Raw genomic sequence first — 14450 nt, 5'->3', positions numbered from 1 at the left:
AATTTGTGTGGCTTGTGTGAAGGTCGATGGCCGATATGCCCGATACGTTTGCGTGACCTCGGTCATGCGTGCGTCTGGCCGTCGCTGATCGTTATCGACCGGTTCTGGACCGTGAATTTTCCCGAGTTCCCGGGGTGGCGGCCGGTTGTCAGTGGGGCGCCCTAAACTCGGAAGGCGATGAGCAGCCTCTTTGACGACAGCTTCCTGGCGGATCTCAAGGCCCCTCGGGCCCACGATGAAGAGCCCCCGCCACCGCCCGAGGACGAGCACGGACCGGAGCCGGTTCCGGACGACCTGTTCGGCGGGAAGTTCGACGTGCCCGCGAGCAGGGACGCCTACTACCGGGACGGCGCCCCGCGCCCGGCGGTCGACCCGGCCGCCCTCCTGGACGGGCTGAACGAGAACCAGCGCGCGGCAGTCGTCCACTCGGGCACCCCGCTGCTCATCGTGGCCGGCGCGGGCTCCGGCAAGACCCGCGTGCTCACCCACCGCATCGCCCACCTCCTCGGCGAGCGCCATGTGCATCCGGGCCAGATCCTCGCGATCACCTTCACCAACAAGGCCGCGGGCGAGATGAAGGAGCGCGTCGAACAGCTCGTCGGCCCGCGCGCCAACGCGATGTGGGTGATGACCTTCCACAGCGCCTGCGTGCGCATCCTGCGCCGCGAGTCGAAGAAGCTCGGCTTCACCTCCTCGTTCTCGATCTACGACGCTGCCGACTCCAAGCGCCTGATGGCCCTGGTCTGCCGCGACCTGGACCTCGACCCCAAGCGCTACCCGCCCAAGTCGTTCAGCGCCCAGATCTCCAACCTGAAGAACGAACTGGTCGACGAGGAGGACTTCGCCGCCCGCGCGGCCGACGGTTTTGAGAAGACCCTCGCCCAGGCCTACGCCATGTACCAGTCGCGGCTGCGCGAGGCCAACGCCCTCGACTTCGACGACCTGATCATGACCACGGTCAACCTGCTGCGCGCCTTCCCCGACGTTGCCGAGCACTACCGCCGCCGCTTCCGGCACGTCATGGTCGACGAGTACCAGGACACCAACCACGCGCAGTACGCGCTCGTACGGGAACTCGTCGGCACCGGCACGCGCGACGAGGACGTACCGCCGAGCGAACACGACCTGCCGCCCGCCGAGTTGTGCGTCGTGGGCGACGCCGACCAGTCGATCTACGCCTTCCGGGGCGCGACGATCCGCAACATCCTCCAGTTCGAGGAGGACTACCCGAACGCGACGACGATCCTCCTGGAGCAGAACTACCGCTCCACACAGACGATCCTCTCCGCCGCCAACGCGGTCATCGAGCGCAACGAGTCCCGCCGCCCCAAGAACCTGTGGACCAACGCGGGCGCGGGCGCGCAGATCACCGGCTATGTCGCCGACACCGAGCACGACGAGGCGCAGTTCGTCGCCGAGGAGATAGACCGTCTCACCGACGCGGGCGAGGCCAAGGCCGGAGACGTCGCCGTCTTCTACCGGACGAACGCCCAGTCCCGTGTCTTCGAGGAGATCTTCATCCGCGTCGGCCTGCCCTACAAGGTCGTCGGCGGCGTCCGCTTCTACGAGCGCAAGGAGGTCCGGGACGTCCTGGCCTACCTCCGCGTCCTGGCCAACCCGGAGGACACGGTCCCGCTGCGCCGCATCCTCAACGTTCCCAAGCGCGGCATCGGCGAGCGCGCCGAGGCGATGATCGACGCCCTCTCGCAGCGCGAGAAGATCAGCTTCCCGCAGGCGTTGAAGCGCGTCGACGAGGCCTACGGCATGGCCGCGCGGTCGACGAACGCGGTCAAGAAGTTCAACACGCTGATGGAGGACCTCCGTACGATCGTCGAGTCCGGCGCGGGCCCGGCGACGGTCCTGGAGGCGATCCTCGAACGCACCGGCTATCTCGCCGAGTTGCAGGCCTCCACCGACCCGCAGGACGAGACCCGCATCGAGAACCTCCAGGAACTCGCCGCCGTGGCCCTGGAGTTCGAACAGGAGAACAGCGCGGAGGACGGCGAGAGCGAGACGCCCGTCGGGCTCGCCGCCTTCCTGGAGCGGGTGGCCCTGGTCGCCGACTCGGACCAGATCCCCGACGAGGACGAGGACGGCTCCGGAGTCATCACCCTGATGACCCTGCACACCGCCAAGGGACTCGAGTTCCCGGTCGTCTTCCTCACCGGCATGGAGGACGGCGTCTTCCCGCACATGCGCGCCCTCGGCCAGACCAAGGAACTGGAGGAGGAGCGGCGCCTCGCCTACGTCGGCATCACGCGCGCGCGTGAACGCCTGTATCTGACCCGGTCCTCACTGCGCAGCGCCTGGGGACAGCCGTCGTACAACCCGCCCTCCCGCTTCCTGGAGGAGATCCCGGCGGCACACGTGGAGTGGAAGCGGACCGGCGCCATGGCGGCCCCGCCGTCCACGGGCCCGGCCTCGGGCATCGCGGCCTCGCTGTCCTCGACCCGTTCGCGCTCGTCGGCGTCAGGCGCCTCGGGCTTCGCCACCCGCAGGGCCTCGGAGAAGCCGGTCGTGTCCCTGGCCGTCGGCGACCGGGTCACCCACGACCAGTTCGGCCTCGGCACGGTCGTCGGTGTGAAGGGCACGGGAGCGAACGCGGAGGCGACGGTCGACTTCGGAGAGGACAAGCCGAAGCGGCTGCTGCTGCGGTACGCGCCGGTGGAAAAGCTTTAGGGGGAGCGGGAGTTACGTCGGGTTGAGCCCGTGGCTGCGAAGCCACGGGAGCGGGTCGATCGCCGCGCCGCCCGCGGGGCGCACCTCGAAGTGCAGGTGCGGGCCGGTGGAGTTGCCGGAGTTCCCGGAGTACGCGATCGGATCGCCGGCCCTCACCGTCGTCCCCGAGGGGACGCGGTAGCTGGAGAGGTGGCAGTACCAGGTCTGTGTGCCGTCCTTCGCGGTCAGGATCAGCATGTTGCCGTAGGCACTGTTCCACTTCGTACTGACGACGCCGTCGGTCGCGGCCATCACCGTCGTGCCGTACGAGACGGGGAAGTCGATGCCGGTGTGCACGGACATCCAGTTGACGCCGGCCTGGCCGAAGTAGGCGCTGAGGCCCTTCTGCGTCACCGGCAGCACGTACTTGGGGCGCAGCCGCTCCTTGCGGGCCGCCTCGGCCGCGGCCTTCTTCTTCTCGGTCTCCTGCTGGGCCTTGAGGTCGATACGTTCTTGCGTACGGCTGGCCCGGTCGGCGAAGTCGTCGGCGCCGGCCGAGAGGCTCTTGATCTGCGCGTCCAGCTTGTTGTTCGCGACGGACGGCTTCACCGAGGTCGCGTCGGAGGCGGACGCCGTCGAGTCGCTGCCGCCGGTCAGTGTGCCGACGGACGCGGCGGCGATCCCCGCGACCCCCATCACACACGCGGACGGCACGGCGATCGTCATCAGCGCGGACCGCTTCGGAGGCGTACGGCGCCGGGAGCGGCTCCCGTTGCGGCCCGCGGCCCGGGAGGCGGTCGCCGGGGCCGGGGTGAACTCCTCCTGGTCTTCCAGGAGTTCGGGGTGCGGCTCGGTCCCGTCCCGGTCCTGCCTGGCCTGGTCGAGGGCGGGCAGCTCGCCGGTCGCGGTCAACTCGCCGTCTTCCGGGGCGGGTTCGTCGTACGTGCCCTCGTGCGTCCCGTCGTACGACGGCTGCTTGAAGGCGGTGGTCGCGTCGGCGGGGCTGCCGTCGGCGTTCCACTGCGTGGCGTCGTAGGCGCCGGTGTCGAAGGCCTGCGTGCCCCATTCCCATTGCTGGGTCTGGTTGGCGGGGGCGGCGGAATGGGCCGACTGGTCCGGCTGGAGCCAGGCGTTGGCATCCCACTGGCCGCTGATGTCGGGGCTGGTGGCCTGCGGCGGGATGGCGGACAGCTGCTGGTGGTCGGCCGACCAGGCGGTGGTCTCGTAGGCGCCCGTGTCGTAGGCGGCGTGGTGCTGGGCCGCGTACGGGTCGTAGTTCAGGGTGTGTTGAGCACCCGTGGACCAGGCCGAGGAGTTGTAGGCGCCGGTTGCGTGCGAGCCGACGTCGTGGCTCTGCATGTCGCCGAAGAGGGGGTCGGTGGCGAAGCTCGAAGTGGTCTGGCCGCTGTCCGCGCCGGGGTGAAAACCCGTGGCGGAGTGGTCGCCGTACGTGGTGAAGTCACCGTACTGAGCGTCCTGTCCGCCGTATGACGCGTACTGCGCCGAGGTGGCATCGGAGGCCGGAGCCGGGGTGGTCATGATCCCCGACGGGTGACGGTCGTTCACCAACTTCTCTTTCGCCTCGACAACAGGGGCTGCCAGAGCAGTGCGGTGACTGTACCCGGCAGTAAGCGGGCCCGACAATCTTCCTCTGGTTTCGCGTCAGCCGGAAACGGGCATTCGGCCGTGTTTCGGGGGACGGCGGGCACGGGTTTGGCCTTGCGTTCGAATAGCGTTCGAGGCTGGAGGCTGTTCAGCCGCTGTAGGCGCCCTGTGTGAAACGCCCGGGGCGCCGGTGGGCGGGCCGCTGTCAGGCCACCGTCAGGCCGCCCGTACGGCTGGTCGTGGCCGGCGCCTGTGTCCTCGGGGTGTCGAGAGCCTGGCGGATGCCCGACGCGACGGCCGGGTGTACCGGCAGTGCGAGATGGCCGATGCCGCTGACCTGCACGTTCTGTGTGATCAGGTCGGGATGGTCGATGCGGGCGGTCTCCAGTGGCTCCATCAGGTGGTCGAGGTCGCTCCAGAAACTGACGAAATGCGTGCGGCAGCCGGGGGCGGGCAGGCCCAGTTCCTCGATCACCGCCGAGCCGGGCCGCATCTGGCGGACGATCGGATGGGCGTTGGCCAGCGGGACCACGGCGGTGCCGGAGTGCGGGGTCCCGAGCGTCACCAGCGTGCGGACCCGCAGGTCACCGCCGAGCCGCTGCGCGTAATAGCGGGCGATCAGGCCGCCCAGACTGTGCCCGACGATGTCCACCTGCTCACTGCCCGTGCGCTCGCAGATCTCCTCGATGTGCCGGCCGAGCAGCTCGGCCGCGGTACGGATGTCGCAGGTCAGCGGCGAGTAGTTGAGCGATTCGACCGGCCGGCGGCCGTGCTGGGCCAGGGACCGGCGCAGCAGCACGAACACCGAGCGGTTGTCGATGAACCCGTGCAACAGCACCACAGGGGGTTTCGCCTCGGTCGGCAGCTGTGCCGCGTCCTCTGGGGAGGGGGCCGGAGGAAGCGGCAGCCTGCGTTCCTGGGTGATGCCGGACGGATAGAGGAGAAGGTGGCCCGCGAGGATCGCGATCTCCAGGGCGGTCGCTTTCAGGAGGGTCATGGAGAGCCCCGCCAGCCTGCTGGGCAGAAGGCGCTGACAGAGGGGGAGAAAGGGCTGCACCGCCCTGGTGACCTTCATGGCCGACCTCCTGTCGGCACACGGATCGACAGCTCCGTCCCCCGTGTGCCCTCGTGGGAGGCCACCGCGAGGATCACCGACGGTGCGCGAGGGTCAGCGCGGGGCGGGCGTGGCGCACCTGCCCTGCGTGCCCTTCGTGCCTGCGCCGATGCGCCGCACCACCACGGCGCGCGGCCTGCGGCGCGGTGGTGCGGCGACCTCGTTGCGGCTCCCGTTGCGCTTGTTCCCGCTGGAACGCTGCGCGGTGAACGTGTCCCATCGTGTGATTTCCCCCTCGGTATCCACCGCGAAACTGCCGGTTGCGGGATGCTGGAGATAACGTTCGTTCACTCCCCGCGCCGGAGCGGGTGCCGCGGTACCCGTCGGTAGGGATGAACGCAGTCGCTTCATGGAGGCAGTGATGGGTGTGGCAGCCGGTCCGATCCGCGTGGTGGTGGCCAAGCCGGGGCTCGACGGCCACGACCGGGGCGCCAAGGTGATCGCGCGGGCGCTGCGCGACGCCGGTATGGAGGTCGTCTACACCGGCCTCCACCAGACCCCCGAGCAGATCGTCGACACCGCGATCCAGGAGGACGCCGACGCGATCGGCCTCTCCATCCTCTCCGGCGCCCACAACACGCTCTTCGCCGCCGTGATCGACCTGCTGAAGCAGCGCGAGGCGGAGGACATCCTCGTGTTCGGCGGCGGGATCATCCCCGAGGCGGACATCGCCCCCCTCAAGGAGAAGGGCGTCGCGGAGATCTTCACCCCCGGGGCGACCACGCAGTCCATCGTCGACTGGGTGCGGGAGAACGTGCGCCAGCCGGCCGGGGCGTAGGGCCTGCGGCGAGCGGGGGTTCGCTGCCCGGCGCCGGTCATTTCTCAGCCCCCGAGCTGCTACGGCGCCTCCAGCCCCGAGCTGCTACGGCCCCTCCAACTCCCGCGCCATCGCCGCACGCAGCCGCAACGTCGTCACCAGTCGCTGGAACGCCTCCGCCCAATAACCTCCCGCTCCCGGCGCCGCGTCCTCCGCCTCGTCCGGCACCGCAAGCAACCCGTCGAGCCGGCTCGCCTCGGCCGGGTCGAGACACCGCTCGGCCAGTCCCATCACCCCGCTGAAACTCCATGGGTAACTCCCCGCGTCCCGCGCGATGTTGAGCGCGTCCACCACGGCCCGCCCCAGCGGCGCGGCCCACGGCACCGCGCACACCCCGAGCAGCTGAAACGCCTCGGACAGCCCCTGCGCCGCGATGAACCCGGCCACCCACTCGGCCCGTTCGCCCCCGCCCAGCGTGCCGAGCAGCTTGGCGCGCTCGGCCAGCGACACTGCCCCCGGCCCGCCCGCCTCGGGTGCCGACGGCGACCCGAGCAGCGCCCGGGACCACTCGGCGTTCCGCTGCCGCACCGCCGCCCGGCACCACGCGGCGTGCAGCTCGCCCCGCCAGTCGTCCGCCACCGCCAGCGCCACGATCTGCCGGGGCGTACGGCCGCCCAGCCGCCGCTCCCAGGTCCCGAGCGGGGTCGCCTCCACCAACTGGCCCAGCCACCACGAGCGTTCACCGCGCCCCGCCGGAGCCTTGGCGACCACACCGTCCCGCTCCATGCCCGGGTCGCACTCGTGCGGCGCCTCGACGATCAGGCCGGGTTCCTCGCGCGTACGGTCCACCGCCACGCAGACCGTGGCCCGGACCGCCATCCGCGCGGCGAGCGCCGAGTCCGGGAGCGCGGACAGCAACTCCGCCGCCGTAGCTCGTACGTTGCGGCTCCGGTCGGCCAACGCCTGCTCCAGGAAGGGTTCGTCCTCGGCCGTGAGCCCCGTACGCAGCGAGTCGAGGAACATCAGCCGGTCCTCCGCCCGCTCCGTCGCCCACGTGGTGACGAGCAATTCCCGTGCGACCGCCGGTCGTTGCGCGCGTATCGCCGCGAGCAGGCCGACGCGTTCGGCGAACAGCCCTTCCTGCCACAACTGTTGGACCTGGCCCGGGTCGTCGAGGTCCGGCAGGGCCGTGCCGCCGCCCGGGGTGGCGCGCAGGGCGAACCGCCAGTCCGGGTTCAGCCGGGCCAGCCACAACGCGCGCGGGCCCGCGAACTCCAGCGCCGCCGGCCGCAGATCCGTACGCCCCCGGGCCGCGTCCAGCAGCGCGGGCAGCACCTGGACGGGCGCGCCGAAACCGCGCGCGTTGGCCGCCGCGAGCCACTGGGGCAGCAACTCCATGAGATCGGGCGAGCTGCCCCGGCGTCCCCCGCCGCCCGTACCGGGACGGTCGGTCAGGAGCATCACCAGTCTGCGGGCCGCCGCCACGGGCAGCGCCGGACGCGTGTCGGGCACGGCCGGCTCCGGCAGTTCGGCCGCCCGCGCCGGACGCAGCCCCGCCCGCCGTCGTACGGTCTCCACGGCCGCCGCGTCCAGCAGCGCCACGGGCGCGTCCTGGCCCGGCGCGCACCACGGAGGCGTACGGCGGTCCGTGCCGAGGAGCGCAGTGGTGACGAGGTCCTCCCAGTCGCCCGGGGCAGAGGGGCTGTTCATGCGGTGCCTTTCCGTCGGGTTGGTGGGTGCGCTCAGCACAGGGACACTGGCTCTCCCGCCGCCTCCGGCCAGGCCGTCAGCGGGGTGAAGCCCCGGTGGCCCAGCTCGCCGAAGACCTTGACCGGGGCGCCGCCGGAGAGCGCGACGAGTCGCCACAGGCCGGGCCGGGAGCGGGCGGTCGGGGTGAGAGGGAGTGCCGACTCCGTGTCGGCGTCGGCCAGTTGCCAGGAGTCGCCGTCCGGGGTCGGCACGACCCGGTCCAAGGTCACCGGGACCGCGTCCAGCCACGGGTCGTCCCGCAGCGCCTCCCCGTAACGGACGGCGGCCTGAGCCGTCGTCACGCCTCGCGGCCGTGCCGTCGTCGGCCCGGGCGGCGCGAACTGCTCGCCCAGGGCCGCCCGGAGCTGCCCGGCACCGGGGAACGCGGACACCTCCGCCTCCAGGGCCAGCCCGACGGGCAGCGCGAGTTCCGGGGCGCGGCCCGCCGCACCGTACGAGAGAAGTAGGCTCGTACGGTCCGACGCCGTGCCGTGCAGCCATATCCGGCGCGTCGTCAGTTTCGGCTCCCCCGTGTCGTACTGAGCCAAAACCAGCCAACTGTCGCGCAACGGCGGGCCGTCCGCCGAACCGGGCAGGCCGATACGGGAACGGACCGTCGCCGCCAGACCGTCGGGCAGCCGCTCGCGGCGCAGCCAGGCCTGGTCGAGGAGGTGGAGCAGCGCGCACTCCTCCAGCAGCCGTACCGGCCAGCCGGGTCCCGAGGACGGAATCGCCCCCAACTCCCTTGCCCGCGCGGCCAGTCCGGGCGCCTGCGCGTCGACCATGCGGGCCGCGGTCTCCTCCCACACCCCGTACCCCGCCTGCTCCGCCGAGGCCAGCCCGGTGCGCAGCAGGTCCGTCAGCCGCTGCTCCAACTCGCCCGCGCCCGCGGTGATCCGCTCGGCCCGGCGCTCCGCCCTGCGCCGCGCCGCCTCCGGATCAGCGGCGGCCGGGGAACCCGGCGCGTCCGCCGCCCGTTTCTCCTCCGTCCGCTTCCGCCGCCCCGCCAGCCACTGCTCGGCCCAGTCCGGCGCCTGCCCCGCCGGCACCGCGCCGTCCTCGCCCGCCCACAACAGCAGCAGTCCCAGCGCGTGTTTGCACGGGAACTTGCGGCTCGGACAACTGCACTTGTACGCCGGCCCCGCGGTGTCCGCGATGTCGACGACCGTCTGATACGGCTTGCTGCCGCTGCCCTTGCACAGCCCCCACACCGTCCCCTCGTCAGAACTCCCCGCCTCGGACCACGGCCCCGCCGCCCCGAGCTTGCTTCCCGCCTTGCGTGACGCTGCGTCAGGCGCCAGTGCCAGCACCTGGTCAGCCGTCCAGCGCACCCCCTGCTGAGTCATGACATCGAAGGTAGATCCCGGCACTGACAATCGGCCCGGCGCGAGCATTTCCGCAGGTCAGATCGCATTGTCAGTGGCGTGGTGCACGGTGGACACCAGATCCGAACCGGCCGAGCTGGAGGGGGCCTCAGCCATGACTGTGTCCGCAGAACCCATGAACGCGCAGGCGAGTGAGAAGCAGACGGCCGAGCGGCCGGAGGCACTGCGTCCGCACGCCGAGGACGCCTTCGCCGACGAGCTCGCCGCGCTCGCCGCACAGGACGACCGGCCGCGCCCGGTCCGCTGGAAGATGTCGCCGTGGGCGGTCGCCACCTACCTCCTCGGAGGCATCCTGCCGGACGGCACGGTGATCACGCCGAAGTACGTCGGCCCGCGCCGCATCGTCGAGGTCGCCGTCACCACCCTCGCGACCGACCGCGCCCTGCTCCTGCTCGGCGTGCCCGGCACCGCCAAGACCTGGGTCTCCGAACACCTCGCGGCGGCGGTCAGCGGCGACTCGACCCTGCTCGTCCAGGGCACCGCCGGCACCCCGGAGGAGGCGATCCGCTACGGCTGGAACTACGCGCAGCTGCTCGCCAACGGCCCCAGCCGCGACGCCCTGGTGCCCAGCCCCGTCATGCGGGCCATGGCGGAGGGGATGACGGCACGGGTCGAGGAACTGACCCGGATCCCCGCCGACGTACAGGACTCGCTGATCACGATCCTGTCGGAGAAGACGCTGCCCATACCGGAGTTGGGGCAGGAGGTGCAGGCCGTCCGTGGCTTCAACCTGATCGCCACGGCGAACGACCGCGACCGCGGTGTCAACGACCTCTCCAGCGCCCTGCGCCGCCGATTCAACACAGTGGTGCTGCCGTTGCCGGAGAGCGCGGACGCCGAGGTCGACATCGTCGCCCGCCGCGTCGACCAGATCGGCCGCTCGCTCGACCTGCCGGCGGTGCCCGAGGGGGTCGACGAGATCCGCCGGGTGGTCACCGTCTTCCGTGAGCTGCGCGACGGGATCACGGCGGACGGGCGGACGAAGCTGAAGTCGCCCAGCGGCACGCTGTCGACGGCCGAGGCGATCTCCGTCGTCACCAACGGACTTGCCCTGGCAGCCCACTTCGGCGACGGGCTGCTGCGGCCGAGCGACGTCGCCGCGGGCATCCTCGGCGCCGTCGTCCGCGACCCGGCGGCCGACCGCGTCATCTGGCAGGAGTACCTGGAAGCGGTCGTCCGGGAGCGCGACGGCTGGAAGGACTTCTACCGGGCCTGCCGGGAGGTGAGCGCGTGAGCGGGTCGAGGGGGCTGGTCGACGACTCCGCTTGGAGTCCGACCCGGAGGCGAGGGGGACGAAGTGACGGGTACTGAGGGGGCCGGTGGTCCGGGCGCCGGACCGCTGCTGCTCGGGGTGCGGCATCACGGGCCCGGATCGGCGCGGGCCGTGCGGGCCGCGCTGGCGGCGGCCCGGCCGCGGGTCGTACTGATCGAGGGGCCGCCCGAGGCCGACGCGCTGATTCCGCTGGCCGCCGAAGAGGACATGCGACCGCCGGTCGCGCTCCTCGCCCACGCCGTGGACGAGCCCGGCCGTTCGGCCTTCTGGCCGCTGGCCGAGTTCTCCCCGGAATGGGTCGCGATTCGGTGGGCCCTGGAGCACGGGGTGCCGGCCCGTTTCATCGACCTTCCGGCCGCGCACACGCTGGCGTGGGAGAGGGAGGGGAAGGACACCCCGGACGCCGAGGACGAGCCCACGGGAGAGGAGCGGCGGCCGGACCCGCCCGCCCCCGACACGCCCTCCGGCCCCGACATCCGCGTCGACCCCCTCGCCGTGCTCGCCGAGACCGCGGGGTACGACGACCCCGAGCGCTGGTGGGAGGACGTCGTCGAGCACCGGGGTGTGGGGGAGCGGGACCCGTTCGCGCCGTTCAGCGCGCTGGAGGAGGCCATGGGGGCGCTGCGCGAGACCTACGGGGTCGGCGGGCACGACCGGGACCTGGTGCGTGAGGCGTACATGCGGCTGCAAGTACGCGCGGCGCAACGGGAGTTCGAGGACGGCGTGGCCGTGGTGTGCGGGGCCTGGCATGTGCCCGCACTGCGGCAGCGGACCGCCGTCGCAGCGGACCGCGCACTGCTGAAGGGGCTGCCCAAGGTCAAGGCCGAGCTGACCTGGGTGCCGTGGACACACCGCAGGCTGTCCCGGGCCGGCGGCTACGGCGCGGGCATCGACTCGCCGGGCTGGTACGGCCATCTGTTCGCCGCGCCTGACCGGCCGGTCGAGCGGTGGATGACCAAGGTCGCGGGGCTGCTGCGGGAGGAGGACCGGATCGTCTCCCCGGCCCATGTCATCGAGGCGGTACGGCTGGCGGAGACGCTAGCCGTGATGCGCGGCCGGCCGTTGCCGGGGCTCGGCGAGACCACCGACGCGGTGCGCGCGGTGATGTGCGAGGGCTCGGACGTCCCGCTGTCCCTGGTGCGTGACCGGCTCGTCGTAGGGGATGTGCTGGGCGAGGTGCCGCCGGGCGCTCCCGCCGTGCCGCTGCAGCGCGACCTCGACCGGCAGCAGCGCAGGCTGCGGATCAAACCGGAGGCGCTGGAGCGGGAGTTGGAGCTCGACCTGCGCAAGGAAACCGACGCCGCGCGCAGCAGACTGCTGCACCGGCTGCGGCTGCTGGGCATCGAGTGGGGCGAGCCGGTCGCCTCGCGGGGGAGCACGGGTACGTTCCGGGAGACGTGGCGGCTGCGCTGGGAACCGGAGTTGGCGGTACGGGTCGCCGAGGCGGGCGTCTGGGGCACCACCGTGCTCGCCGCGGCGAACGCCAAGGCGGAGACGGACGCCGTCGTGGCACAGAGCCTCGCCGACGTCACCGCCCTCGCCGAGCACTGCCTGCTGGCCGAACTCCCGGACGCGCTCCCCGTGGTGATGCGGATCCTCGCCGACCGCGCCGCCCTCGACACCGACGTCGGCCACCTCGCCCAGGCGCTGCCCGCCCTGGTCCGTTCGCTGCGCTACGGCGACGTGCGCGGCACCGACACCGGCGCGCTGACGGAGGTCGCCGCGGGCCTCGCCGAGCGGATCTTCGTCGGCCTGCCCCCGGCCTGCACGGCTCTCGACGCGGACGCGGCGGAGGAGATGCGACGTCATGTGGACGCGGTGCACGGGGCGGTGGCACTGCTGGGGGATGTTGGTGGGGCTGGGCGGGATGCAGCCCTCGGGGCCGAGCGGGGTAGGGCCTCGAAGGCCGGGAGTGGAGATGCCTCCGTGCCCGGTCACGGCGATGCTCCCGCCCTCGGCCACGGCGACCTGCGCCGTCGCTGGCGCACGGTGCTTCGGACGCTCTCCGCGCGGGACACCGTGCCGGGCGTCATCCGGGGACGTGCCGTACGACTCCTGCTGGACGGCGGGGAGTTGGGGCCGGACGAGGCGGCCCGGCTGATGGGGCTGGTGCTCTCGCCCGGGACACCGCCGGCGGACGCGGCGACGTGGATCGAGGGCTTCGTCGGCGGCGGGGGCGGGCTGCTCCTCGTGCACGACGAGCGGCTGCTCGGGCTGGTGGACGCATGGCTGACCGGGGTGCCGGCGGAGGCGTTCACGGACGTACTGCCGTTGCTGCGGCGCACGTTCTCGGCGTACGAGCCGGGGGTGCGCAGAACGCTCGGCGAGCTGGTGCGGCGCGGGCCCGGGAAGCAGGTGGGGGCGGTGGCGACGGCGGTCGGGATATCCGGGTTCGGCGCGGAGTTGGATACCGGGCGGGCGGATGCGGTGGTGCCGGTGCTGCGGCTGATGCTGGGACTGGACGACTTGGTGGGGAACAGCGACAACGAGCTTGTGGGGGTGGCGGGATGACGGCGAGCAGCGGTAGGCAGGGCACGAGGAGGCCGGGGGAGAGGGCTCAGGCGGTGGGCGCTGGGCGTCGGACCGAGGATCGTCCGGCGACTGCCGTGCGGGTCGTGCCGTTGTGGGAAGGGCTGCGTACGGGGGTGCGCGGATGACGGTGAACGGTGCGACGGGGACGACGGCGATGACGGCGAACGGGGTGGCTGGGACCGGCGACGTCGGCGTGGTCGCGGACCCGGGGCAGGAGCGGTTGCGGCGGTGGCGGCTGGTGCTCGGGGGCGACGCGGCCGATGGCACCGGGTGCGCGCTGTCCGGGCAGGACGCCGCGATGGACGGCGCGCTGGCCGCGCTGTACGGCAGGGGGGACAACGAGCGGGCGGGGAAGGACCGTTCGGCGGGGCTCGGGGCGTCGGCGCCGTCCGTCGCCCGCTGGCTCGGGGACATCCGGACGTACTTCCCCTCCTCGGTCGTCCAGGTCATGCAGCGCGACGCCATCGACCGGCTCGGGCTGTCCGCGCTGCTGCTCGAACCGGAGATGCTGGAAGCGGTGGAGGCCGACGTGCACCTGGTCGGCACGCTGCTCTCCCTCAACAAGGCGATGCCGGAGACCACGAAGGAGACGGCGCGGGCGGTGGTGCGCAAGGTCGTCGAGGACCTGGAGAAGCGGCTCGCCACCCGCACCCGGGCCACCCTCACCGGCGCCCTCGACCGCAGCGCCCGTATCAACCGGCCGCGCCACCACGACATCGACTGGAACCGCACGATCGCGGCCAACCTCAAGCACTACCTGCCGGAGTACCGGACGATCGTGCCCGAGCGGCTGATCGGATACGGGCGGGCGTCCCAGTCCGTGAAGAAGGAGGTCGTCCTCTGCATCGACCAGTCCGGGTCGATGGCCGCGTCCGTCGTCTACGCCTCCGTGTTCGGGGCGGTGCTGGCGTCCATGCGGTCGATCAACACCCGGCTCGTCGTCTTCGACACGGCGGTCGTCGACCTCACCGACCAGCTCGACGACCCGGTGGACGTCCTCTTCGGGACACAGCTCGGCGGCGGTACGGACATCAACAGGGCGCTCGCGTACTGCCAGTCGCAGATCACCCGGCCCGCGGAGACGGTGGTCGTGCTGATCAGCGACCTCTACGAAGGGGGGATACGGAACGAGATGCTCAAGCGGGTCGCGGCGATGAAGGCGTCGGGGGTGCAGTTCGTGACGCTGCTCGCGTTGTCCGACGAGGGGGCGCCCGCCTACGACCGCGAACACGCCGCAGCGCTCGCCGCGTTGGGGGCGCCGGCCTTCGCCTGTACGCCCGATCTGTTCCCGGAGGTGATGGCGGCGGCGATCGAGAAGCGGCCGTTGCCGATACCCGACACGGCCTGACGAACGGGCTCGGGGGACAGGGGGGTTGC

General features: G+C 72.1%; 9 protein-coding genes. 5 read left to right on the top strand and 4 right to left on the bottom strand.

Annotation, left to right across the window (positions count from 1 at the left end; all coding sequences use genetic code 11):
• The first annotated feature begins 177 nt into the window (after nt 1-177).
• Nucleotides 178-2679, top strand: coding sequence for a DNA helicase PcrA (pcrA, locus tag OH768_RS20485; protein ID WP_406455625.1), 2502 nt, complete (start codon nt 178-180; stop codon nt 2677-2679).
• Nucleotides 2680-2691: 12 nt separating this feature from the next.
• Here pcrA and OH768_RS20480 read toward each other — a convergent pair whose 3' ends face one another.
• Nucleotides 2692-4197 (bottom strand): M23 family metallopeptidase, encoded by a 1506-nt coding sequence (locus OH768_RS20480; RefSeq protein ID WP_406465369.1) that lies wholly within the window; start codon nt 4195-4197, stop codon nt 2692-2694.
• A gap of 271 nt (nt 4198-4468) precedes the next feature.
• On the bottom strand, nt 4469-5338 hold the full coding sequence (locus tag OH768_RS20475; RefSeq protein WP_406455623.1) for an esterase/lipase family protein: 870 nt from the start codon (nt 5336-5338) through the stop codon (nt 4469-4471).
• A 400-nt stretch (nt 5339-5738) separates the two neighbouring features.
• On the opposite strand from OH768_RS20475, the gene OH768_RS20470 reads away from it, so the two are divergent.
• Complete coding sequence (locus OH768_RS20470; protein WP_406455621.1) at nt 5739-6155, top strand: cobalamin B12-binding domain-containing protein; 417 nt, start codon at nt 5739-5741, stop codon at nt 6153-6155.
• An 84-nt stretch (nt 6156-6239) separates the two neighbouring features.
• Here the strand turns inward: OH768_RS20470 and OH768_RS20465 are convergent, their stop codons facing one another.
• Together OH768_RS20465 and OH768_RS20460 are read right to left on the bottom strand one after the other, a co-directional pair.
• Nucleotides 6240-7844: a DUF5691 domain-containing protein gene (locus tag OH768_RS20465; RefSeq protein ID WP_406455619.1), complete on the bottom strand. Its 1605-nt coding sequence runs from the start codon at nt 7842-7844 to the stop codon at nt 6240-6242.
• A gap of 32 nt (nt 7845-7876) precedes the next feature.
• Nucleotides 7877-9229, bottom strand: coding sequence for an SWIM zinc finger family protein (locus tag OH768_RS20460; protein ID WP_406455617.1), 1353 nt, complete (start codon nt 9227-9229; stop codon nt 7877-7879).
• A gap of 133 nt (nt 9230-9362) precedes the next feature.
• Between OH768_RS20460 and OH768_RS20455 the strand changes: the two genes are divergently transcribed.
• From OH768_RS20455 to OH768_RS20445, 3 genes are all read left to right on the top strand, one after another.
• Nucleotides 9363-10502: an AAA family ATPase gene (locus OH768_RS20455; RefSeq protein ID WP_406455615.1), complete on the top strand. Its 1140-nt coding sequence runs from the start codon at nt 9363-9365 to the stop codon at nt 10500-10502.
• A 63-nt stretch (nt 10503-10565) separates the two neighbouring features.
• Nucleotides 10566-13052: a DUF5682 family protein gene (locus tag OH768_RS20450; protein ID WP_406455613.1), complete on the top strand. Its 2487-nt coding sequence runs from the start codon at nt 10566-10568 to the stop codon at nt 13050-13052.
• A gap of 175 nt (nt 13053-13227) precedes the next feature.
• Nucleotides 13228-14421 carry a VWA domain-containing protein gene (locus OH768_RS20445; protein ID WP_406465367.1) on the top strand — a complete coding sequence of 398 codons (1194 nt, stop codon included), beginning with the start codon at nt 13228-13230 and terminating at the stop codon, nt 14419-14421.
• Nucleotides 14422-14450: the final 29 nt, after the last annotated feature.

The sequence above is a fragment of the Streptomyces sp. NBC_01622 genome (genome assembly GCF_045209635.1).
Taxonomy (GTDB): Bacteria; Actinomycetota; Actinomycetes; order Streptomycetales; family Streptomycetaceae; genus Streptomyces.
The sequence above is the reverse complement of the archived record's forward strand: the minus strand, read 5'-3'. Positions and strand labels throughout refer to the sequence as shown.